The sequence below is a fragment of the Vibrio xiamenensis genome, assembly GCF_900100015.1.
In the GTDB taxonomy this organism is placed as follows: Bacteria; Pseudomonadota; Gammaproteobacteria; order Enterobacterales; family Vibrionaceae; genus Vibrio; species Vibrio xiamenensis.
In genome coordinates this window covers 1-21,277 of sequence record NZ_FNDD01000031.1, presented here as the reverse complement: position 1 = coordinate 21,277, position 21,277 = coordinate 1, and the positions used below count along the sequence as shown (strand labels likewise).

The 21,277-nt window shown below is 47.6% G+C and carries 24 protein-coding genes and 1 rRNA gene; 11 read left to right on the top strand and 14 right to left on the bottom strand.

Going from position 1 to position 21,277, the window contains the following annotated elements:
* Positions 1-15 precede the first annotated feature (15 nt).
* From BLS03_RS20060 to BLS03_RS26050, 5 genes are all read right to left on the bottom strand, one after another.
* Positions 16-621, bottom strand: a complete 606-nt coding sequence (locus BLS03_RS20060) for a thiol:disulfide interchange protein DsbA/DsbL (protein ID WP_093278226.1) — start codon at positions 619-621, stop codon at positions 16-18.
* 38 nt (positions 622-659) lie between these two features.
* Positions 660-1,652 (bottom strand): serine/threonine protein kinase, encoded by a 993-nt coding sequence (locus BLS03_RS20055; protein ID WP_093278225.1) that lies wholly within the window; start codon positions 1,650-1,652, stop codon positions 660-662.
* A gap of 56 nt (positions 1,653-1,708) precedes the next feature.
* Complete coding sequence (gene ccoG / locus BLS03_RS20050) at positions 1,709-3,124, bottom strand: cytochrome c oxidase accessory protein CcoG (RefSeq protein ID WP_093278223.1); 1,416 nt, start codon at positions 3,122-3,124, stop codon at positions 1,709-1,711.
* 253 nt (positions 3,125-3,377) lie between these two features.
* Entirely contained in the window at positions 3,378-3,644 is a 267-nt protein-coding gene (locus tag BLS03_RS20045; RefSeq protein WP_093278221.1) for a YihD family protein, read from the bottom strand.
* Positions 3,645-3,751: 107 nt separating this feature from the next.
* A complete protein-coding gene (locus BLS03_RS26050; protein ID WP_281241246.1) occupies positions 3,752-3,874 on the bottom strand; it encodes a hypothetical protein in 123 nt (40 codons plus the stop codon).
* 323 nt (positions 3,875-4,197) lie between these two features.
* On the opposite strand from BLS03_RS26050, the gene BLS03_RS20035 reads away from it, so the two are divergent.
* Both BLS03_RS20035 and trhA read left to right on the top strand, forming a co-directional pair.
* Entirely contained in the window at positions 4,198-4,992 is a 795-nt protein-coding gene (locus tag BLS03_RS20035) for a sporulation protein (RefSeq protein WP_093278217.1), read from the top strand.
* Positions 4,993-5,100: 108 nt separating this feature from the next.
* The gene (trhA, locus tag BLS03_RS20030; protein WP_093278215.1) at positions 5,101-5,754 is read left to right on the top strand and encodes a PAQR family membrane homeostasis protein TrhA; all 654 of its coding nucleotides are present in this window, start codon (positions 5,101-5,103) and stop codon (positions 5,752-5,754) included.
* Here the strand turns inward: trhA and BLS03_RS20025 are convergent.
* The 6 genes from BLS03_RS20025 to def are packed head-to-tail and all read right to left on the bottom strand — an operon-like array spanning position 5,751 to position 12,039.
* A complete protein-coding gene (locus BLS03_RS20025; RefSeq protein ID WP_093278213.1) occupies positions 5,751-6,314 on the bottom strand; it encodes a DUF3157 family protein in 564 nt (187 codons plus the stop codon). The two genes, trhA and BLS03_RS20025, sit on opposite strands and share 4 nt — an antisense overlap.
* Before the next feature lie 9 nt (positions 6,315-6,323).
* Positions 6,324-7,769, bottom strand: coding sequence for a TrkH family potassium uptake protein (locus BLS03_RS20020; RefSeq protein WP_093278211.1), 1,446 nt, complete (start codon positions 7,767-7,769; stop codon positions 6,324-6,326).
* An 11-nt stretch (positions 7,770-7,780) separates the two neighbouring features.
* Complete coding sequence (trkA, locus tag BLS03_RS20015; RefSeq protein ID WP_093278209.1) at positions 7,781-9,157, bottom strand: Trk system potassium transporter TrkA; 1,377 nt, start codon at positions 9,155-9,157, stop codon at positions 7,781-7,783.
* A gap of 57 nt (positions 9,158-9,214) precedes the next feature.
* Entirely contained in the window at positions 9,215-10,495 is a 1,281-nt protein-coding gene (rsmB, locus tag BLS03_RS20010) for a 16S rRNA (cytosine(967)-C(5))-methyltransferase RsmB (protein WP_093278207.1), read from the bottom strand.
* A gap of 59 nt (positions 10,496-10,554) precedes the next feature.
* Positions 10,555-11,502, bottom strand: coding sequence for a methionyl-tRNA formyltransferase (gene fmt / locus BLS03_RS20005; RefSeq protein WP_093278205.1), 948 nt, complete (start codon positions 11,500-11,502; stop codon positions 10,555-10,557).
* Positions 11,503-11,526: 24 nt separating this feature from the next.
* Positions 11,527-12,039, bottom strand: a complete 513-nt coding sequence (gene def, locus BLS03_RS20000; RefSeq protein WP_093278203.1) for a peptide deformylase — start codon at positions 12,037-12,039, stop codon at positions 11,527-11,529.
* A gap of 189 nt (positions 12,040-12,228) precedes the next feature.
* On the opposite strand from def, the gene BLS03_RS19995 reads away from it, so the two are divergent.
* The 4 genes from BLS03_RS19995 to BLS03_RS19980 all read left to right on the top strand — a co-directional run bounded on the left by BLS03_RS19995 (position 12,229) and on the right by BLS03_RS19980 (position 15,395).
* A complete protein-coding gene (locus BLS03_RS19995) occupies positions 12,229-13,074 on the top strand; it encodes a hypothetical protein (protein ID WP_093278201.1) in 846 nt (281 codons plus the stop codon).
* Entirely contained in the window at positions 13,071-14,186 is a 1,116-nt protein-coding gene (gene dprA / locus BLS03_RS19990; protein ID WP_093278199.1) for a DNA-processing protein DprA, read from the top strand. Before BLS03_RS19995 ends, dprA begins: the two co-directional genes overlap by 4 nt.
* Positions 14,187-14,188: 2 nt before the next feature.
* Entirely contained in the window at positions 14,189-14,665 is a 477-nt protein-coding gene (locus BLS03_RS19985) for a DUF494 family protein (RefSeq protein ID WP_093278197.1), read from the top strand.
* 154 nt (positions 14,666-14,819) lie between these two features.
* Positions 14,820-15,395 (top strand): DNA topoisomerase family protein, encoded by a 576-nt coding sequence (locus BLS03_RS19980; protein WP_093278195.1) that lies wholly within the window; start codon positions 14,820-14,822, stop codon positions 15,393-15,395.
* A gap of 122 nt (positions 15,396-15,517) precedes the next feature.
* Here the strand turns inward: BLS03_RS19980 and BLS03_RS19975 are convergent, their stop codons facing one another.
* Both BLS03_RS19975 and purE read right to left on the bottom strand, forming a co-directional pair.
* Entirely contained in the window at positions 15,518-16,645 is a 1,128-nt protein-coding gene (locus BLS03_RS19975) for a 5-(carboxyamino)imidazole ribonucleotide synthase (RefSeq protein WP_093278193.1), read from the bottom strand.
* A gap of 3 nt (positions 16,646-16,648) precedes the next feature.
* Positions 16,649-17,134, bottom strand: a complete 486-nt coding sequence (gene purE / locus BLS03_RS19970; protein WP_093278191.1) for a 5-(carboxyamino)imidazole ribonucleotide mutase — start codon at positions 17,132-17,134, stop codon at positions 16,649-16,651.
* Between the two features lie 196 nt (positions 17,135-17,330).
* Between purE and tsaC the strand changes: the two genes are divergently transcribed.
* The 4 genes from tsaC (at position 17,331) to BLS03_RS19950 (ending at position 20,005) form a co-directional block, all read left to right on the top strand.
* Positions 17,331-17,888 carry an L-threonylcarbamoyladenylate synthase type 1 TsaC gene (tsaC, locus tag BLS03_RS19965; protein WP_093278189.1) on the top strand — a complete coding sequence of 186 codons (558 nt, stop codon included), beginning with the start codon at positions 17,331-17,333 and terminating at the stop codon, positions 17,886-17,888.
* A 22-nt stretch (positions 17,889-17,910) separates the two neighbouring features.
* A complete protein-coding gene (gene hemF, locus BLS03_RS19960) occupies positions 17,911-18,828 on the top strand; it encodes an oxygen-dependent coproporphyrinogen oxidase (protein WP_093278187.1) in 918 nt (305 codons plus the stop codon).
* Positions 18,829-18,906: 78 nt separating this feature from the next.
* Positions 18,907-19,737 carry a shikimate dehydrogenase gene (aroE, locus tag BLS03_RS19955; protein ID WP_093278185.1) on the top strand — a complete coding sequence of 277 codons (831 nt, stop codon included), beginning with the start codon at positions 18,907-18,909 and terminating at the stop codon, positions 19,735-19,737.
* A 1-nt stretch (position 19,738) separates the two neighbouring features.
* Positions 19,739-20,005 (top strand): DUF1488 family protein, encoded by a 267-nt coding sequence (locus tag BLS03_RS19950; RefSeq protein ID WP_093278183.1) that lies wholly within the window; start codon positions 19,739-19,741, stop codon positions 20,003-20,005.
* On the opposite strand, the gene BLS03_RS19945 is transcribed toward BLS03_RS19950, so the two are convergent.
* The gene (locus BLS03_RS19945; protein ID WP_093278181.1) at positions 19,992-20,546 is read right to left on the bottom strand and encodes a gamma carbonic anhydrase family protein; all 555 of its coding nucleotides are present in this window, start codon (positions 20,544-20,546) and stop codon (positions 19,992-19,994) included. The two genes, BLS03_RS19950 and BLS03_RS19945, sit on opposite strands and share 14 nt — an antisense overlap.
* A gap of 509 nt (positions 20,547-21,055) precedes the next feature.
* Between BLS03_RS19945 and BLS03_RS19940 the strand changes: the two genes are divergently transcribed.
* Positions 21,056-21,277 (top strand): 16S ribosomal RNA (locus tag BLS03_RS19940); the annotation flags it as partial.

Genomic DNA, 21,277 nt, shown 5'->3' with positions numbered 1-21,277 from the left:
AGATGGCGGCAGGCTTTATTTTTTCTTCAATAGGAAGTTAACCAGATCAAAGTACTCGTCTTCGGTTTTCAGTGTTTGTGCTTGAACTAGGTATTTATTGTTCACAACCACGCTTGGAACACCTTGTAGGCCCGCATCTTGGAACTGTTTGTCAAAGCGGCGCACCATGGAATCAACCGCAAAGCCGTTAAATGCCGCATCAAATTTCTTACCATCAATACCTTCATCAACGAAGATTTGACGTAGCTCGGCATCATTTTTTGGTGGCTTACGCAGATTGTGAATGCGGTTAAACATCACTGGAATCATTTTGTCTTCAACTTTCAGGGCCACCATAGTCGCGTAAGCTTTGCTCATGGATTTACCCATGTTGCCGCCCATAAACGATACGTGGTTTTTAATGAAAGTCGCATCTGCTGGTAGGTGCTGTTTTAGCTCCTGAATGATAGGTTCAAAGTGATTACAGTGTGGGCAGTAGAAAGAGAAAAACTCAGTTACGGTTGGAGTTTTAGTTTGTTCTAGGCCATCGATCACTTTGTAGTGTTCGCCTTCTTTAAATTGAGCGGCATGAACCGTTAGGCTCAGCATAAGAGTTGCGACAAGGGCAAACAGTTTTTTCATTTCTTTCTCCATTTGATTTTATTATCGGCGATAGCCTACTACCACTGAGGCATTAGTGACAATGGTGTTTCCTCTAATGCAGCCAGCTGTTCTTTAATGGCGAGCACCTGATTTTCCCAATACTTTGGATCATTAAACCAAGGAAATGCAACGGGAAATGCTGGGTCGTGCCACCGTTTTGCTAACCATGCCATATAGTGCACCATTCGTAGACCCCTTAAAGGCTCGATTAGTTTCAATTCGGCGTGATTAAAATCACAAAACTCTTGATACGCTTCCAAAATCACATCGAGCTGCATCAATTTTTCGTGGCGTTCTCCGCTTAATAGCATCCATAGGTCTTGCACGGCATGCCCGTTTCGACTGTCATCGAGATCGACAAACATCGGTCCGTCACGCCACAAAATGTTGCCAGGGTGGCAATCGCCATGTAGGCGAATGATTGAGGAAGACTCTTTTGGCCAATGGTTTTCTAACGCTTTGATTAATAGATCTAAGTCGTTAAAAAATGCTGATTCCAAGTGCAAAGGAATAAAGTTGGAGTTTTGCAGCACATCACGAGGTTGGTACAAATACTCTTGTAACCCAAGGGTTGGTCGATGCGCAAAAGTTGTGCGGCTGCCTACTTTGTGAATACGACCAAGAAAGCGCCCAACACCTTCAAGTTGATCCAAGTTATCGACTTCAAATTGGCGACCACCGACACTGGCAAACAGCGCAAATAAATGGCCATTGTAGTGATGTAAGGTTTGCCCGTTGATCCGCACTGGAGGCGCAACAGGAATCTCGGCGTCAAGCAGCTCGAGAGTAAAGTCGTGCTCTTCCTGAATCTGTTGTTCGCTCCAACGTTGCGGACGATAAAACTTCACTACGTAGCGCTGTTTGTCTTCGTCGCTAAATTGATAGACGCGGTTTTCGTAACTATTGAGCGGCAAAAAACCGGATTCAGCGCGAATACCAACGCTTTCCAGCGCATACCACATAAAATCGGGTGTTAGAGTGTCAAAGTGAAAAGCGGTGTTATTAGTCATAGCAACAAAAGGCTTATTGCTAAGCCTTTTCCGTTGTAAATCGCGTACCGAAGTGATTATAACTTTTTGATAAATCGGCTTTCGACAGCGATCTGAAAATCGTTTGTGCCAGACAGTATAAACTGAATTTTCGCCACAGGTGAGGAGAGATTTTCGGGGGCAACACCAAGGCTCATCGGTAAGCTCAGGACTTCGCCGGGGTTAACGGTGACCACTTGCTTGCCGTACCAAGTTGGCTCGGTAAGCCCAGTGACGCTGAGTTGGTATTGTTGCGGCTGTTGGGTCTTATTGATGATTTTTAACGTGTAGGTGTTGGCGATTTCCCCGGCATTATTGATGTGTGAAAGCTGGTTACGATCGCGCAGGACGCTAAGCCCTGCAGGGTCGACGTTCGCCACTTGAGTAAAGAACAGGCCAATCATAATCAGTAAAATGGCGCCATAACCGAGCAATTTGGGTCTGAGCACTTGAGTTTTATTGCCGGAAAGCTGATGTTCGGTTGTGTAGCTGATGAGGCCTTTGTCATAGCCCATCCTATCCATAGTGTTATCACAAGCATCGATACATGCGCCGCAGTTGATGCATTCATACTGCAAACCATCGCGAATATCGATGCCGGTTGGACAGACCTGAACACACAGATCGCAGTCGATACAATCGCCCAGTCCGAGAGTTTTAGGGTCGGCTTTGCGTGAACGTGGCCCCCGTTGTTCCCCGCGTGTGCGGTTGTAGCCAACAATAAAGGTGTCTTTATCAAACATCGCAGATTGAAAGCGTGCATAGGGGCACATGTGAATACACATGATCGAGCGCATCCAACCCGCGTTGCCATAAGTACAAACCGCAAAAAATAGCACCCAAAATATCGGCCAGAACCCCGCATCTAAGGTGAAGAACTGCACCACTAACTGATTAATCGGCGTAAAGTAGCCGACAAAAGTGAAGCCGGTGATCAGCGCAATCAGCCACCATGCGATGTGTTTGGCGGTTTTACGCAGCGCAAGATTGGCGGTGAGTTTGCCCTCATCTTGCTTGCGGCGTTTATTGGCGCTGCCTTCAAGCTTTTCTTCAAACCAGATATACATAAATGTCCAAACGGTTTGTGGGCAGAGGTATCCGCACCATACGCGGCCTAAAAAGGTGGTGATAAAAAATAGAGCAAAGGCGGCGATGACAAACAGTAGTGCCAGTAGCGTTAGGTCTTGTGGGTAAAGAGTGGTACCGAAGAAGTTAAATTGTTGCTGACCGATATCGAGCAAGATTGCTTGACGATCGCCATAGCGAATCCACGGCAGACCAGCAAACAGAATCAGCAGAAACCAGCCGCCATAGCGGCGCAGTTTTTGGTAACTGCCTTTACTTTCGCGCACATAAATTCGATTGCTGGGATTAAATCGATCGCCGCTTTGTTTGTGGGTCGTTCGTGAGGCTTTTTTATCAAGCTGTTTAACCTCGATTTTATCCTGGCTCATTGAAGGCTCCTTGTGCGGCATTACGGCATGATTTCTATCGTTCATGCTTTGCGATAATGCGGGCTGACTTTGCTCGGTAATGTGTCGTTATCAATAAATTAGTGATCGCTGATATTTATTGAGTATACAGCGGATGAAAATTTTATTTGTTTAAGGCTATCAATCTTTAACAACAAAGCATTGCTAATAATCCGCCGAAAATACGCGTAAAAAAAGCGCCCTAGCCTAGGCGCTTTTTGTGTCAGTCTATGGGTTATTTAATGATGCCGCGGGCGCGTAAAATGGCGGTTTTGAAATCATCTTCTTGGTCTTTTTTCAGACCTGGGATCATTTCATCTTTGGCGCTATTACGCATTTTGAGATGGTAGATCAAAACATCATCGGTGAGCTCTTCAAGTGGTCCGCTGTAACCCGCTTCTTGAGCAAGTTTGATGACAAAAGGAATCAGGTTGAGCTCTTGATCTTTTTGCCACTCAGGGCCAATCAGTTCAAGCAATTCTTCAATTCGATGGCATTGCATTCTTTTCTCCACACTTTTGTTGTGTCTTTATCGATAAAGTATCAGATCGTTTACGGGAAGGTAAGCGTGAAGAGAATAAAAAAGCGCAGTTTCCTGCGCCCTTTAATTTAAGCAGCCTGAACCACTTTCTTCTGAGCGGCCGCTTGAATAGCGTATTGCTCTGCCAAAGTAGCCATTGGCGCTGACTTGTTTGCGACAGGCGAAGTAGCAAAGCCACTACGACGACGCATTGCACTGCGATTTGTGTGTGAGAACCTGACGGATGTTGGTCGCATCTGTTAACCTAACGGGTCAGGCATATCCATTGCCGATGTTACAACCCGAGTAATCATGAGTTGAGCTTCATTATCAAGTGAAGGGTGGCTCTCTGGCTTGCGCCAATCCAAATAATTACTTGGGGATTCCGATATGAAAACATATCAAAATCAAGATTAGCACCATCCGAAAAATTGATCGATATATAATCAACACAAACGCAGAAATTGTACGCAAACTGTCATTGAGTTGAGACTCCCACCGAGATTAGTATGGTATTTTCTCCAAGGAGGTCACTATGTCGCTTTTTAAGAAAACCCTTGCAACTTTCGGTATCGGTTCAGCCAAAGTGGATTCTGTGCTTAAACAGGAAGTCCTCTATCCGGGAAAAAGCGTGAATCTTACGATTCATGTCTACGGTGGTTCGACCGAACAAGATATTGATAACATTGACGTTAAGCTTTGTTGTCGCTACATTCGCGAAGTGTCGATGAATGTCAAAGAGCCCCATACAGGAGGCCCAACACGACGCGCCCACCAAACTTATGCCCTTGCCAATTGGAAACTGCCCTACGCCTTTACAATTCACCCTGGTGAAACTCGCGATTTTGAAGTGGAACTCGATGTGCCATGGAATACGCCTGTCACGATTGGCGATGCCAAAGTGTGGTTGGAAACCGGCCTCGATATCGCCATGGCCGCCGATCCTTCCGATACGGACACGGTGACAGTAAGACCAGATCCGATTATGGATGGCATTTTTACCGCTATGGAAGAGCAAGGTTTACGTATTCGCCAAGTGGAATGTGAAGCGGTGGATGGTTTTGCTCTGCCTTTCGTTCAAGAGTTCGAATTTGTTCCGACCACTGGGCCATATCATGGCCGTTGGCGTGAACTGGAAATCGTGGCTCACCGCAGTGAAGAACATATCAAGTTGTGGTTTGAAATTGACCGTCATCGCGAAGGCATGAAAGGTATGCTAGCGAGCTTGCTCGGCACGGGCAGTTTGCAGCGAGAGTTGGTGATTCCATTGACTGACAGCGGAAAAGAAGCGGGCGAAAAAGTATTGAATTACTTAGATACCTTTTCTTGAATCCGCTTCTAATTGATTCACATTTGTTATTGATTTTTAGCTTACACGTGTAAGCTAAATATGCCATACTCGCCGATGAATCCGCGAAAACCAATCACAGGAGTGATTATGTCGGCACCCTCATCGAGCGAGTATAGCGTCAAAGAAGAAGTGGCGAATGCAATAACCCATGGCCTTGGCATGGTGCTTGGCATCGTTGGTTTGGTCCTGCTTTTGATTAAGGCGGTTGACCATGATGCCGATGCTTTGACCATCACCAGTATGAGCATTTATGGCGGCAGTATCGTGGTGCTGTTTTTAGCCTCGACGCTGTACCATTCTATTCCCTACCAGCGCGCGAAAAAGGCGCTTAAAACCTTTGATCACTGTGCGATCTATTTGCTGATTGCGGGCAGTTACACGCCGTTTTTATTGGTGAGTTTGAGAACGCCGCTGGCGATTGGTTTGATGATCACCATTTGGTCGATTGCGCTGTTTGGAATCATCATGAAACTGGCGTTTATTTACCGCTTTGAGAAGTTATCTCTGGTCACTTATTTGATCATGGGCTGGTTGTCATTGATCGTGATCTATCAATTGGCGGTGCATTTAAATGTTGGTGGATTGACACTATTAGCCGCTGGTGGCGTGGTGTATACCTTAGGGGTGATCTTTTACGTCGCTGAGCGCATCCCATTTAATCATGCGATCTGGCATGGCTTTGTGCTTGCGGGATGCGCGTGTCATTTCCTAGCGATTTACTACTTCGTTGATCCCATTTAGCGGGTGGTAACATCCACCACTTTGGCTGATAAGTAGTATTGATCCGCGGGTTTAGCTGCCAGGCGGATCACGCGTCCTTGGACGGATTGCTCGGGGCGCAAATACGTTTCCGCCATCCGTTTGATCGACTGCCAAACCTCGACAGTTTGGTGGTCAATCTGCTTTCCAGATAGATCCGATAAAGTTAATTCGACCGCAACCAAGATAACCGATTGGCGGCTTTGGTTGGTTAACGAGGTGGGAATGATTAATTCCCCGTCTTCATAGCGCGGCGCACCAAGCAAAATATCCACGCCTGAGTCAGACAGCTGCATGATTGGCTTGGTGGATTTGAGCGACAGTTTGGTGCCAACGTGTTTGTGCGCAACAGGAATGCTAGGCGTTGCTGCAATCGGACTGTTTACGGCATCTTCCGTGTCATGGCCAAGCGGCGTCACTTTATATTCCCAAGTAAAGTCATCATTGAGTTGTACTTGGCGACCATCTTCAAGAGTAATGGTTTGAACCGCAAACGCGCTAGTGCTGGCGAGCAGAGCCGCCAAAGCGAAGCATAATTTCATTGTCTATCCTTAACGACGCCAAAAAGCAGGGAAGAACAGCACCAGTAGGGTCAAAATTTCCAAGCGTCCCATTAACATACCTAGGCTAAGCAACCATTTTGCCGCGTCAGGCAGTGGTGCAAAGTTACCGGTTGGACCAATAATGTTACCCATGCCCGGACCGACGTTAGCGACAGCGGTAATCGAGCCAGAAATACTGGTGACAGGGTCAAGGCCCATCGCACTTAATCCACCTGCAATAGCGATAATCGTAATAAAAAACGTAATACCAAATGCCACAACGGAACGAACGATGTCGTCGTTGACTGGACGATTATTGTATCTCTGTACAAAGACTCCAGATGGATGAATAAGTTTCATCATTTGCTTGTGCAGTAAGGTCATTGCGATTTGAAAACGGAAGATTTTTATTCCGCCAGCGGTTGAGCCAGAACACGCGCCTGCCATCATTAAAAATGCGAACAGAGTGGTCGGTAGCCCGCCCCAAGCGGTGAAATCTTCGAGACCGTAACCTGTGGTGGTAATGACCGAAACGATGTTAAACATCGATACTCGTAGCGCATCCATAAATGGATAGCCGTCATTGAAGGTTAGCCACAGTGCCACCACTAAACTGGTGGTGAGAAATAGGTAAGCGAAGCCACGGACTTGGGCATCTTGGAATAGGATGCTCGGGCGTCGTTTGCGCCCTGCCATGACAAATAGTAAGAACGGTAAGCCGCCCAAAAACATAAATACCGTTGCGACCCAATGAGCGCCTTTGGAAAAGTGGTTCATCGAACCGTCAGAGGTTGAGTAACCTCCAGTCGACAATGTGGTGAACGAATGGTTGATGGCTTCAAATAGCGTCATGCCGGTGAGTAAATAGCCGATCATGCACAGTATGGTGAGGGTCAGATAAACCACGACGATATTTTTGGCGACGGTTTTTGCCCGCGGGCTACTTTTATCCGACCAATCTGACGATTCCGTTTGGAACAGCTTCATTCCACCGACGTTGAGCATCGGCAGCACGGCTACCGCCATTACGATAAACCCAACCCCGCCTAGCCATTGCAATATCGAGCGCCACAGCAAAATGCTCGGCGCCATGTTGTCTAACCCACTTAGCACGGTTGAACCTGTCGTGGTAATGCCGGACATGGTTTCAAAATAAGCGTCGGTGAAACTAATGTGGTTAAGGAACACAAATGGCAGCGCGGCAAAGGCACTGGCAATCGTCCACACGAGGCTGGTGATCATAAACATGTCGCGGACACTGAGCCGAAAATTACTGGTTCGCCCTAAGGTCAAACATAAAAATGCGGCAAAGTGGGTAATCAGCACCGACTCTCCAAACTCAATGAACCCATCGGTACCAGAAAAGAAGGCCACGAGAGTGGGCACATACATAAATAGCGCCAGCTTGGAGAGCACCAAACCGATCACAAACAGTATCGGGCGTAAATTAACCATGACCGTAAAACCTACAAGAAGAACGGGCTTGGTTGGAACAGAGCTTCGACGTCAGGCACGTATTTTTTGTCGACTAAGAACATCACCACGTGGTCGTCTTGTTCAATGACGGTGCGGTCATGAGCAATCAGCACTTCCTCGCCACGCACGATAGCACCAATCGTGGTGCCCGGCGGTAGCTTGATGTCGCCGATTGGGCGGCCAACCACTTTAGAGGTGGTCTCATCACCGTGAGCGATGGCTTCGATGGCTTCTGCTGCGCCGCGGCGCAAAGAAGACACGTTAACGATATCGGCGCGGCGCACGTGGGTCAGCAGCGCTGAAATGGTCGCTTGTTGCGGCGAGATAGCCACATCAATTACACCGCCTTGCACCAAATCCACGTAAGCGCCACGTTGAATCAGTACCATCACTTTTTTGGCGCCCATGCGTTTGGCGAGCATTGCCGACATGATGTTGGTTTCATCTTCGTTGGTCAGGGCGATGAACACGTCAACTTGGTCGATGTTCTCTTCAGTCAGCAGCTCTTGGTCCGCCGCATCACCACAAAATACGATGGTATTTTCTAATTCTTCAGACAGACGCTCTGCACGCTGGTAGCTGCGTTCGATAAGCTTGACGCTGTAAGTGTGCTCAAGACGCTTGGCAAGGCTGGCGCCGATGTTACCGCCGCCGACAATCATGATGCGGCGATATGGTTTTTCAAGGCGTTGTAGTTCGCTCATCACGGAGCGAATGTGATTGCTGGCGGCGACAAAGAATACTTCGTCATCGGCTTCAATAATGGTAGTGCCTTGAGGACGAATTGGACGTCCTTGGCGGAAAATCGCGGCGACGCGAGTGTCGATGTGCGGCATATGCTCACGCAAAGCCGACAGCGCATTACCAACCAAAGGACCGCCGTAGTAGGCTTTGACGGCCACTAGGCTGACTTTTTGATCAGCAAAGCTCACCACCTGTAGCGCACCAGGATATTGGATCAGACGTTCAATATAGCTGGTGACGAGTTCTTCTGGTGCAATCAAATGGTCAACCGGTACCGCGCCTGATTGAAACAGCGCTTCTTTCTCGGCCAAATATTGCGGAGAACGAATTCGCGCGATGCGGTTGGGAGTGTTAAACAGAGAAAACGCTACCTGACACGCCGCCATATTGGTTTCGTCCATATTGGTTACCGCAACCAGCATGTCCGCATCTTGGGCACCCGCTTCGCGCAGCACGTCCGGGTGGCTGGCGTGGCCAATCACAACACGTAAATCATATTTGTCTTGCAGTTCGCGCAGGCGTTCACTGTCTTTATCGACAATGGTGATGTCGTTGTTTTCACCGACTAAGTTTTCTGCCAGTGTTCCCCCGACTTGACCTGCACCAAGAATGATGATTTTCATACCGTTTTCTCTTTTTACCACTGTTTAGGCGCCAGTTCGGCGCCATCGATTGTGTTGTTATGCTTGCTTAATTAATACCGCGTAATAGAAGCCGTCCATATCTTCTTCACCCGGTAAAATTTGGCGGCCTGGATTACTTACTTCTGAGCCGCTCAGCGTTGCGTTGTCAGTACGGGCGAGGAAGTCGGTCACTTGTTGACGGTTTTCCTGCGGCGTAATTGAGCAAGTCGCGTACACCAGTGTGCCACCAGGTTTAAGCTGTTGCCACATGGCATCGAGGATTTCACTTTGCAATTTCGCTAATGATTCAATGTCTTGAGCGCGTCGTAGCCACTTAATATCTGGGTGACGACGAATGACTCCAGTGGCTGAACATGGCGCATCGAGCAAGATACGATCGAATTGTTCACCTTTCCACCATTGATTTGGTGTGCGCGCATCACCGCAAATGACTTCGGCGCTTAGATTCAGGCGTGAAAGGTTTTCATGTACGCGGCGTAGGCGTTGATCGTCGCAGTCAATCGCGACCACTTGGGTATTTTCAGTGTGCTCCAAGATATGAGCCGTTTTCCCACCTGGTGCTGCGCAGCAGTCGAGGATCAGCTCACCATTTTGGGGGGTTAGATAATCCACGGATAATTGCGCTGCGGCATCTTGTACCGATACCCAACCTTGTTCAAAACCCGGTAGCGAGTGAACATCGCATGGCGATAACAGTTTGATGGCATCTTGCGCTTGTGGGTGCAGTTGATATTCAATATCTTGTGCATCGAGCAGCGCAAGATATTGCTCACGAGTATGATGTTGGCGATTCACACGCAGCCACATCGGGGCTTTTTGGTTATTGGCTTCGACGATCGATTGCCACTGTTCTGGGTAGCTGGTTTTGAGTAAGTTCAGTAGCCAACTTGGGTGGCCATATTTGCCGGCATCATGACTGACCGCTTGTTGGTCGAGTTGCTCTTGGTTGCGTTGATAGTTACGCAATACCGCATTGATTAAACCGCGCAGCCGTGGACCTTTAAGATCTTTAGTGCCTTCGACGGTTTCGCCAACCGCTGCGTGCGGTGGAATACGCATAAAGCTAAGTTGATAGATACCAACCAGAATCAAATGGTGAAATACGCGCTGTTTACCTTTTAATGGTTTGTCCATTAGTTGGTTAGCAATGCTTTCTAAGCGAGGTAAGTAACGCAGAGCTCCGTAGCAAATTTCTTGAAGGAGAGCGTGGTCTCGAGGGCGGATGGTTTGTTGAGCCGCGGGTAAAACGTTGGAAAGTGATTGGCCTTTATCTACAACTTGAAAAAGGACATTAGCCGCTGCAGCGCGAACATTCATAAGGTCACCATAAAAACAGGAGGGCATCTCTGCCCTCAAAAAGTTCTAACTATAGGGTTTTAGTCCAGCACTGAGCCGACTTCAAACCAGCTCGATCGAGCATTCAATATATCTTGTACTGGCATGGCTTTTTTGCCTGGGATTTGCAGTTGCTCAAGTACCAATACGCCGTTGCCGGTGGCGACATAGATGCCGCTTTTATCTACCTGAATGATGGTACCTGCAGGCTTGTCACTGCCAAGATCAGCAACACGGCTTTGCCATACTTTGATGCTGTTATCGGCCGCCATAAAATGACTCATTGGCCAAGGATTGAAAGCGCGCACGCAGCGTTCGATGTGCTCAGCATCATCAGACCAATCAATCTTCGCTTCTTCTTTGCTTAGCTTTTTAGCGTAATTGGCGAGGCTGTCGTCTTGTTTGGTGGCGACGGCGTTTCCTTGGGCGATATCGTTTAAGCACTCAATCAAGGCATTTGGGCCAAGGCCGGCCAGCTTTTCGTACATCGATGCACTGGTGTCACTGGCTTCAATCGGCAAAGTGGCGATTTTGAGCATATCGCCAGTATCTAAACCGACATCCATTTGCATGATGGTGACACCGGTTTGTTCATCTCCAGCCCAAATTGAGCGCTGAATTGGCGCCGCACCACGCCAGCGTGGGAGAATCGAACCGTGAACGTTGATACAGCCAAGTTTGGGTGTATCTAATACCACTTTAGGTAGTAATAGGCCGTAAGCAACCACCACCATGAGGTCGGCGTTCAAATCCGCAAGTTGTTGTTTGGCTTCATCAGATTTGAAGTTTTCTGGTTGGTAAACCGCGATATCATGCTCAAGGGCGATATTTTTGACTGGACTGGCAGTCAGTTTTTTGCCGCGGCCGGCTGGACGGTCTGGCTGGGTGTAAACGGCAATCACCTCGTGCTCCGAAGACAACAACGCCGCCAAGTGACGGGCGGCGAAATCGGGAGTACCGGCAAAGACAATTCGTAAAGGCTTGCTCAAGGTAAACTTCCTTTCAAAAATGGGTTAGGCGTGTTTCTCGTTGTAGCGCTTGATTTTCGCTAGCTTATCTTGAATGCGTTTGCGTTTTAGCGGCGATAAGTAGTCGACAAACAACTTGCCTTGTAAGTGGTCGAGTTCATGCTGAATACAGATAGCCAGTAGCTCATCTGCTTCAAGAGTGAATTCGTTACCATCACGATCCTGTGCTTTAACGGTTACGCCAGCGGCACGTGGTACAAGCGCGCGAGCGCCAGGGACTGATAGACAGCCTTCTTCAATACCATCTTCACCGTGTTTTTCGATGATTTCTGGATTGATAAACACTTGTGGCTGATCGCGAGAATCGGACACATCGATGACGACGATACGTTGGTGAATATCGACCTGAGTCGCAGCTAAACCAATACCTTCTTCTTCGTACATGGTTTCAATCATGTCGTCGACGATTTTCTGGATTTCTGGTGTGACGACTTCGACCGGTTTTGCCACCGTACGTAAGCGGTCATCAGGGAATGTTAATACTTGTAATACAGACATATACACTCAAAATGTTGAACTTTGCCGAATGAGGCTGAACTTTGCTGGCTCAATTCTAGACATTTTATAACCCAAATGACAGCATCAAGACGTTTTTTCAGCGCGATTATCGGCCAAGACTGCACTTTATTCTACAAACAACTGTGGACACAAAGCTTGATAAACCGAGAACTTGTCTAGGATTGGGTTATGTTACGACTACCATGTTTTATGCTGAGTGTTGTGATGGTTTGGACACCGAATACCAGCAGTAAAGAGCACCGTATGTCGTCGCTCATCGAGCCTTTGTCCCCCTCTGCAACCAAGTTTAGTTCAGCGAGCAAGCCTGTGGTGGTGTTACGACCACAAGTGAGACGTATTCCCCGCTTTGAGTCTTTATTGGCTGATCGCGTGCCTCAACATCGATACGCAATACATTTGCTGAACGATGCCGAAATCGCCACGCTCCATGCTATTCAACCTCTATCTTCTCAGCGCCACTATTTATCTAACGGCGATCGTCTTCATGCGCCAGTATCCACAACACTCTCTGAGGTTTGGGGAGTGTATCGACAGCGGCAAAGCTTTACTCGCCAAGTTTCTAGCGACAACGTTTCTTCACGCACGGCATTTTTGCTCGTAGCTCAGGCGCGCGTGATTCAAGACCAGCCGCACTGGTTGTCACTTGAGAAGGTTCACCAAGAAGTACGACCAAGTGATGTACTGATGCCACTCGAAACCAGCATTGCGAGCGATGTTGAGACGAATTCCGCCTCTTTACCTAATGCTCAGTTGCTTGGTTCTGTGGTGGGAGAACATTATGTCGCGACTGACCGCTGGCTGGTGATTGATAAAGGCTATCAAGATGGCATGCAGCGCGGCGCGCATTATCGTGTAACCAAAGGCCTATCCGGTACTCAAGCCGTCGGTGAATTACAAGTTATGCGGGTTTACCCACGGATGAGCGTAGCAAAAGTGGTGACGAGCCAGATGCCGATACGTTCTGGTTATCATGCTTGGCCAATGGCTTTTACCCTAGTGGAGAATGCTCAGTGACTCAGGCGCATCTTGAAGCATGGCTGCGTTTATATTTCGCACCGCAACTGGGGCCCAAGTTATTTGCACGCTTATTAGCTCATGATGCGCCGCAGAACTTGGTCGATTATGACGTGCAGACACTTGCGTCGCTTGGGCTAAATTCAGCCCAGATTCAGTTTGTTCACCACGATTATCAAGCTCAAGTGACCAGCTGTTTGGACTGGTTAGCGCTGAGTCCTCAGCATCGTATTGTGACTTTTGATGACAATGATTACCCGCCACTACTGCAGCAGATCAGCGCCGCTCCCAAAGTCTTGTTTGTCAGTGGCAATGTCGCCAGTTTAAGTCAGCCACAAATTGCGATTGTTGGTAGCCGTAACGCCAGTGTTGATGGCTTGCACTCTGCTCGGTATTTTGCCAAACAACTGGCGGCGCAAGGTATTGCGGTCACCAGTGGTTTGGCGCTTGGTGTCGATGGCTATGCGCATGATGGTGCGCTGCAAGCCAAGGGTGAAACCGTTGCGGTGTTAGGCAGTGGGCTAAAACATATTTATCCGTCTAGGCATAAACGCCTTGCGCAGCGCATTGTTGAAAGTGGCGCTTTGGTGTCTGAGTTCCATCCCGACGCTAAGCCGCGTCCTGCGCATTTTCCGCGCCGTAATCGCATCATCTCGGGGTTATCGGTTGGCGTTTTGGTGGTTGAAGCGGCTGAAAAAAGTGGTTCACTGATCACCGCTCGTTATGCTACTGAACAAGACCGTGAAGTTTTTGTCGTTCCCGGCTTGATTGATAACCCGATTGCCCGCGGCAGTAACCAACTTATCCGCCAAGGTGCCTGCTTAGTGCAAAGCGTCGAAGACATCCTGTCTGAAGTGACACATCTGCTTAATTGGTCAAATAAAATTGCTCTTGGGCAGCAAACTCTCAATTTTGCTCAAAATGAAGTGAAAGAAGAATTGCCATTTCCTCTCCTGTTAGCTAACGTAGGAAATAAACCGACACCAGTTGATATTCTTGCCAGCAGGACCAATATACCTGTGCATGAAGTCATGATGCAGCTCCTAGAGCTTGAGCTTTTAGGGCATGTGGCTGCAGTTTCCGGTGGCTATATTCGAAAGGGGAGAGGCTAGCTATGATGATGGACATACTGATGTATTTGTTCGAAACCTACATCCATAGCGATGCAGAGTTACAGGTGGACCAAGATGAACTCGAAGAAGAGTTGCTTCGTGCTGGCTTCCACCAACAAGATATATACAAGGCCCTCCAATGGTTAGAAGATTTAGCCGCATTACAACAAAGTGATGCTCAATCGGCGATTTCAACTAGCGCGGCCACTTCAACACGTATTTACACTGCTAAAGAAATGGAACGTCTCGACATCGAATGTCGTGGTTTTCTTCTGTTCCTTGAGCAAATTAAGGTGTTGACGACAGAAACACGCGAGATGGTGATTGATCGTGTGGTGGGATTGGAAACCAACGAATTTGAGTTGGATGATTTAAAATGGATCATTTTGATGGTGCTGTTTAATGTACCTGGAAATGAAAACGCCTATACGCTAATGGAAGAGCTGCTTTACTCAAAAGAACAAGGTATTTTGCACTAAACCTTGGGCGGTCTTCCCTTCTCAGTCAGCTTAGCGGGCGCCCAGCGCTCGCAGGCCAACCCCTTCATATTCCGTTTTACCTATATTTTTGATGCGTTTGCTGTAGCGTTGTTTTCACATCAAGCGTGGTTGAAATGACATTCGATATTGAAATATGAATAAAAAGACTGACGACAAGCTGTTCTCTGCACAGGAACATGCTTTTGACAACCAACCTTGCCCACAATGTGGTGGCCAATTGCAATTGCGCCATGGCAAGCACGGTCCATTCTTAGGCTGTACTCAATATCCCGCTTGTGAGTACATTCGCCCGTTACACCAGAACGACGGTCATATCGTCAAAGAGTTAGGTGTGCCATGTCCGCAGTGTGGTCATGAATTGGTATTACGCCAAGGGCGCTATGGCATGTTTATCGGTTGTAGCGACTATCCAAATTGTCATCACATCGAGTCTCTTGATGCTCCGGCAGAAGAAAAATCCGCGAGCGAAGAATTTGCCTGCCCTGAATGTGGTAAAGGCCACTTAGTTGAGCGCAAGAACCGGTTTGGTAAAGTGTTTTACGCTTGTGATAATTTTCCTAAGTGCAAATTTGCCGTGAATCAACCTCCTGTCGCAGGTAAGTGCGAAGTGTGCGGTTATCCACTACTGGTAGAGAAAAAGTTAGCCAGTGGCGGGAAACGCCAGTGTGCGGATCGTAAGTGTCATCACATTCAAGGCGACAAGTCATAGCTTGATTGCTTGGTGAACATTTCATTGTGAACATTGCTTTGCGAACTTTGTTTTACGAACAGTAAGAAAAAAACGGCGCCTTAGGCGCCGTTTTGTCTTAGATGTTGTGTTGGTATTTATTTTTATGACTGCTGAGTCAGTTGATGAATCGCTGGATACGCGCTTTCATCTAACACTTTCGCGAGTTCAATGAGCTTTTGGGTTAGTGCAGGCTGATTGCTCGCACAAACGTTAATGTGCCCCATTTTACGCCCGGCACGTTTCTCTTTTCCGTACCAGTGCACGTGAACTCCGGCTGTATCGAGCAGAGATTCAGGTACGCTGTCTTGACCAAGAATATTGATCATCGAGGTTGGTCGAATTTGCTCAGTGCTGCCAAGCGGCAAACCACAAACGGCACGGAGATGGTTTTCAAACTGACAAGTTTCAGCGCCTTGCTGAGTCCAGTGCCCGGAGTTATGCACTCGAGGTGCAATTTCATTGACCAGCAATTCACCATCAAGATCAAAGAACTCCAGAGCTAACACGCCAACATAATCAAGGCTGTTCGCGACCGCGCTGAACATCTGTTTGGCTTGTTGCTGTAAAGCTTGGTCGTCAATCGCTGTTGATAAACTCAGCACGCCATTGACGTGAATGTTTTCCGCGAGTGGATATACCGCGATTTGACCGTCTTTGCCTCGCGCACCGACCAAGGAAACTTCACGTTGGAATGGTACAAATTGCTCGGCAACGATCGCTTGCGTTGGTGTTTGTGCAATACACTCAGCCATTTCCTGCCAGATGGTTTCAACTTGGCCGAGTGATTTTAAGCGCCACTGGCCTTTGCCGTCATAGCCGCCCAGCGCACTTTTCAACACCATAGGAATGCCGACAGTTTCAATCGCTGCTTCAAAGTCGGCGCGGGTTTCAATGATTGCGTACTTAGCGTTTTTTACCCCAGCATTGTCCAATAGCGCTTTTTCAATACGGCGGTCACCGCCAGCTTTGATTGCATCCGTCGTAGGCAGAAATTTTCCGCTACGTTCACATTCATCAAGTACGTCATGAGGAATGTGCTCGAATTCTGCGGTAATCACATCAGCAGCGGCAATAGCACTTGCTAAGCCTTGACCGATCACCGCTTTGGTCAGTGGATGAACGACCGTTTCGCTAGTGACATCAAAAGCGCTGATTTCTATATTTAAAGGTGCACCAGCCAATGCCATCATTCGCGCTAGTTGACCCGCTCCTAGGACTAACACATGCATGGATTAGTCCTCTTGTGGATTTGGATTAGCGAGTACGGTTTCAGTCTGTTCTGCACGAAATGCTTCGACTTTCGCCATGATCGCTTCATCGTGAGTACCAAGAATTTGCGCCGCTAGAATGCCCGCGTTGGCGGCGCCTGCTTCGCCAATGGCAAGCGTGCCGACCGCAATTCCTTTTGGCATTTGAACAATCGACAGTAAAGAATCCATGCCTTTTAACGCACGTGATTGAACTGGAACACCAAGAACTGGCAAGCTGGTAAAAGCTGCTGCCATGCCGGGTAAATGCGCAGCACCGCCAGCACCGGCGATGATCACTTTAATCCCACGTTGTTTTGCGCCAGAAGCGTAATCGGCAAGGAGTTGCGGGGTGCGATGAGCAGACACGACTTTGGTTTCGTAATCGATCCCAAATTTATCTAGCATGTCTGCGGCCAGTTTCATGGTTGGCCAATCTGATTTTGAACCCATAATAATACCGACTTTCATCTCGAACTCCTTCAGGCTGCAATTGGGTGAGCTGATAATTTGTGGGCATTATACGGAGATTTTATTTTCAAGCAAACGTTTGCGCAACGCGAAAACTCCGGCTGGAAAAATTTCTAACTAAATAGCTTTAGTCTCAAGCTTGGAATCTTTGTACACTTAGCAAAAAATCAGCCGCAATAATAAAAAGGAAGTGTAAGTGAATAACTTTGAACAGGCGCTTAGCGCTCTTATGCAAGGTGAAGTCATTGCTTATCCAACCGAAGGAGTATTTGGTGTCGGGTGTGACCCGGATAATCCAGAGGCCATTCAAAAGTTACTTGCCATCAAGCAGCGCCCGGTCGAGAAAGGGTTAATTTTAATCGCTGCCAATTATCAGCAGTTATTACCTTACATCGATGAATCGCAACTCAGTCCGCAGCAACTTGAAACCGTTCATGCCACATGGCCTGGCCCTGTGACTTGGATTATGCCGTGCAGCGATAAAGTTTCATCTTGGGTCAGTGGCCAGTTTGACTCTATTGCCGTGCGTGTTACTGATCATCCGCTGGTGCAAAAAATGTGTCTGGCGTTTGGTAAGCCGCTGACCTCGACCAGTGCCAACCTTACGGGGTTGCCACCGTGCATGACTACCGAGCAGGTTCATCAGCAGTTAGGTGACAAGTTAGTGGCGGTTCTCGAAGGTCAAACCGGTGGCCGAGATAAGCCAAGTGAAATTCGCGATGCCAAAACCGGGCAGATTTTACGTCAAGGGTAATTAAGTCAAAAAGGAACAGTAGATGTCAGCAATAGATAAACACGCCGTTAAGCAGTTCTTAATGGAACTGCAAGATTCGATTTGTCAGCAGTTAGAGCAAGCGGATGGAAAAGCCGTGTTTGTAGAAGATGCTTGGCATCGTGAAGAAAGTGAACGCTTAGGTGGTGGTGGTCGTACTCGAGTGATGCGTGGCGGCGATGTGTTTGAGCAAGGTGGCGTGAATTTTTCCCATGTCACGGGGAAATCGATGCCAGCATCGGCGACAGCGCACCGCCCTGAATTGGCTGGTCGCCGATTCGAAGCTATGGGGGTGTCTTTAGTGATGCATCCCAATAACCCTTATGTACCTACTTCGCACGCGAATGTACGCTTTTTTATTGCTGAAAAAGACGGAGAAGCGCCAATTTGGTGGTTTGGTGGTGGCTTTGACCTCACGCCGTTTTATCCGTTTGAGCAAGATTGCCAAGATTGGCACGCGACAGCGAAAGCACTGTGCGCGCCATTCGGAGAAGAAGTGTATGCGGAGCATAAAGCTTGGTGTGACCGTTACTTCTATTTGCCTCACCGAGAGGAAACTCGCGGTATTGGTGGGCTGTTTTTTGATGATTTAAACCACTGGGAATTTAACAAGTGTTTTGACTACATTAAAGCAGTAGGTGAAGGGTACACTCAGGCGTACTTACCGATTGTCGAAAAACGTAAAAACACGACCTTTGGGGACCGTGAGCGTCAATTCCAGCTCTATCGCCGTGGTCGTTATGTTGAGTTTAATCTGGTTTATGACCGAGGCACGCTATTTGGTTTGCAAAGCGGCGGTCGAACAGAATCCATCTTAATGTCGATGCCGCCACTTGCTCGCTGGGAGTATGATTACCAAGTGGAACCCGGCACGCCTGAAGCGTCTTTGTATCAAGATTACTTACGTCCAAGAGATTGGTAACGCTTTCTTCGTTATAGAGTTAGTGATAGGGTCAAACAAGGGAGTTGGCCCTATTGGTTTGTTGTTTGAGGTAATGTTATGAATTCACGAATTGATCGTTATGCGGTGTTTGGCAATCCTATTGGACACAGTAAGTCGCCGTTTATTCATACCTTATTTGCACGTCAAACCAATCAACACCTCACCTACACGGCAGAATGCCCACCAATCGACGGCTTTGTTAATGCGGCGCGTGAGTTTTTTGCCGCAGACGGACGCGGTTGTAATGTTACGGTGCCATTTAAAGAGCAAGCGTATCAGTTTGCAGATCGTTTAACCGAACGCGCTCAATTAGCCGGTGCGGTAAATACTCTTAAGAAGCTTGATGACGGACTGATCATTGGTGATAACACCGATGGAGAAGGTTTGGTTCAAGATCTGTTGCAATATCAAGTACCGCTCAAAGGCGCTAAAATTCTCTTGATTGGTGCTGGTGGTGCGGCGCGCGGTGTCATTAAACCGCTGCTTGAACAAGGGCCAAAGCAAATCATCATCACTAATCGTACGTTTGAAAAAGCCGTGCAGCTCGAGCAGGTGTTCCAAGACTATGGCACAGTGAAAGCGCAACAGATGTCGAGTATTGATAGTAGCTTTGATGTGGTGATTAACTCTACATCTGCTAGTCTGAACGGAGAATTACCGCAGATCTCCAGCGCGATTATCAGCTCAGATACCGTCGCCTATGACATGATGTATGGAAAAGGTAGAACGGCGTTTAACCAGTGGGCGATCGACCACGGTGCGATGCGCGCTTATGATGGATTAGGCATGTTGGTCGGCCAAGCGGCAGAAAGTTTTATGCTGTGGCGCGGTCTGCGTCCAGGTACGAAACAAATCTTGCGTGAATTAAGAAAGAATTTGGAAGGCTAATATGAACCAGTCTATTTTATTTCCTGACATCCAGAGTTGGGATGAGGAAAATCGGCGGGTTATTTTCTCGGCACAACAAGGTGGCGCTTTGATTGAATGTAGCGTTAGCAGTGATGAGCTTGAGATTATCTCTGGTTATGCGATTAAAAATGGCGAGCAAGCGCTCGCCGTATTTGATGATTGTCGTTTTGATATGGAAGAACTTGCCGAACAACTTATCGAAGATGAGCTGTTTAGTGAAGACGGCAAAATTGTTATCGGCAGCTGATGTCTTCGACATGGTTTAAGAAGTCGTCTTTATTCTCTACATAATTATCAGCAGATTTTTGTAAAAACAGCCGCTCTTTTTCACTTAAAGGGCGAGCTTGTTTCACTGGGCTTCCTATATAGAGATAACCACTCGTTAGTGTTTTCCCAGGCGGAACTAAGCTCCCTGCCCCAATCATTACCTCTTCTTCTATTACTGCACCGTCAAGAACAATCGAGCCCATACCTACTAATACTCGGTTCCCTATCGTGCAGCCATGCAACATGACCTTGTGGCCTATGGTCACATCATTACCAATAATAAGAGGATAACCTGCCGGGTTCTCGGGGTTTTTATGAGTGACATGCAATACGCTGCCATCTTGAATGTTGCTACGCTCACCGATTCGAATATGATTTACATCGCCACGAGCAGCGACAAGAGGCCAGATGCTAGAGTGGTCGCCAATGTGGATATCGCCAACCAGTACAGAACTACTATCTATATAGACGTGTTGACCTAGTTGCGGAGATATACCTTTATAACTTCGTAGAGTACTCATTATCTTTCCTTGTTTATTTTGCTGTACGTGGAGAATTTTACCCCTGAATTGTGGGTAAAAGTGACCATTTTGAATAGAAACTGGCCAAACGGAAAAAAAAACAAAAAAAACGTTAAAAAGGGGTTGCCAATGTGAGCTCGATCTCTATAATGCCCCCTCGCTGACACGGGAAGAGTTCAAAAAACTCAAACCAGTCAGAGGCCAAAAAAAGAATAGCGAAATAAACAAAAAAGTGTTTGACACCTTGATTTATCTCGTTAAAATGGCCGCCTCTTCCGAAGTGACTCCGGTCACAAAGAAGAACGCTCTTTAACAATATAAACCTATCAATCTGTGTGGGCACTCGTTGATGATAATCATAGCTTCTTAGGAAGCACAATGGTTTCAATGAACTGAGTGACCAATCGATATTTTCTTTTATAAGAGTGGTATCGGCACAGTCAATTCACAGTCTTCTATTCGAAAGAATAGAGAATGTAATCAGTATTCATTGAGCCACAAAAAACTTTTAATTGAAGAGTTTGATCATGGCTCAGATTGAACGCTGGCGGCAGGCCTAACACATGCAAGTCGAGCGGCAGCGACATAAACAAACCTTCGGGGGCGTCTATGGGCGGCGAGCGGCGGACGGGTGAGTAATGCCTGGGAAATTGCCCTGATGTGGGGGATAACCATTGGAAACGATGGCTAATACCGCATGATAGCTTCGGCTCAAAGAGGGGGACCTTCGG

Bases quoted from the DNA above. Each gene is read 5' to 3' on its own strand.
- BLS03_RS20060 (WP_093278226.1), bottom strand. From the start codon at position 621: ATGAAAAAACTGTTTGCCCTTGTCGCAACTCTTATGCTGAGCCTAACG.
- BLS03_RS20055 (WP_093278225.1), bottom strand. From the start codon at position 1,652: ATGACTAATAACACCGCTTTTCACTTTGACACTCTAACACCCGATTTT.
- ccoG (WP_093278223.1), bottom strand. From the start codon at position 3,124: ATGAGCCAGGATAAAATCGAGGTTAAACAGCTTGATAAAAAAGCCTCA.
- BLS03_RS20045 (WP_093278221.1), bottom strand. From the start codon at position 3,644: ATGCAATGCCATCGAATTGAAGAATTGCTTGAACTGATTGGCCCTGAG.
- BLS03_RS26050 (WP_281241246.1), bottom strand. From the start codon at position 3,874: ATGCGTCGTCGTAGTGGCTTTGCTACTTCGCCTGTCGCAAACAAGTCA.
- BLS03_RS20035 (WP_093278217.1), top strand. From the start codon at position 4,198: ATGTCGCTTTTTAAGAAAACCCTTGCAACTTTCGGTATCGGTTCAGCC.
- trhA (WP_093278215.1), top strand. From the start codon at position 5,101: ATGTCGGCACCCTCATCGAGCGAGTATAGCGTCAAAGAAGAAGTGGCG.
- BLS03_RS20025 (WP_093278213.1), bottom strand. From the start codon at position 6,314: ATGAAATTATGCTTCGCTTTGGCGGCTCTGCTCGCCAGCACTAGCGCG.
- BLS03_RS20020 (WP_093278211.1), bottom strand. From the start codon at position 7,769: ATGGTTAATTTACGCCCGATACTGTTTGTGATCGGTTTGGTGCTCTCC.
- trkA (WP_093278209.1), bottom strand. From the start codon at position 9,157: ATGAAAATCATCATTCTTGGTGCAGGTCAAGTCGGGGGAACACTGGCA.
- rsmB (WP_093278207.1), bottom strand. From the start codon at position 10,495: ATGAATGTTCGCGCTGCAGCGGCTAATGTCCTTTTTCAAGTTGTAGAT.
- def (WP_093278203.1), bottom strand. From the start codon at position 12,039: ATGTCTGTATTACAAGTATTAACATTCCCTGATGACCGCTTACGTACG.
- BLS03_RS19995 (WP_093278201.1), top strand. From the start codon at position 12,229: ATGTTACGACTACCATGTTTTATGCTGAGTGTTGTGATGGTTTGGACA.
- BLS03_RS19985 (WP_093278197.1), top strand. From the start codon at position 14,189: ATGATGATGGACATACTGATGTATTTGTTCGAAACCTACATCCATAGC.
- BLS03_RS19980 (WP_093278195.1), top strand. From the start codon at position 14,820: ATGAATAAAAAGACTGACGACAAGCTGTTCTCTGCACAGGAACATGCT.
- BLS03_RS19975 (WP_093278193.1), bottom strand. From the start codon at position 16,645: ATGCATGTGTTAGTCCTAGGAGCGGGTCAACTAGCGCGAATGATGGCA.
- purE (WP_093278191.1), bottom strand. From the start codon at position 17,134: ATGAAAGTCGGTATTATTATGGGTTCAAAATCAGATTGGCCAACCATG.
- hemF (WP_093278187.1), top strand. From the start codon at position 17,911: ATGTCAGCAATAGATAAACACGCCGTTAAGCAGTTCTTAATGGAACTG.
- aroE (WP_093278185.1), top strand. From the start codon at position 18,907: ATGAATTCACGAATTGATCGTTATGCGGTGTTTGGCAATCCTATTGGA.
- BLS03_RS19950 (WP_093278183.1), top strand. From the start codon at position 19,739: ATGAACCAGTCTATTTTATTTCCTGACATCCAGAGTTGGGATGAGGAA.
- BLS03_RS19945 (WP_093278181.1), bottom strand. From the start codon at position 20,546: ATGAGTACTCTACGAAGTTATAAAGGTATATCTCCGCAACTAGGTCAA.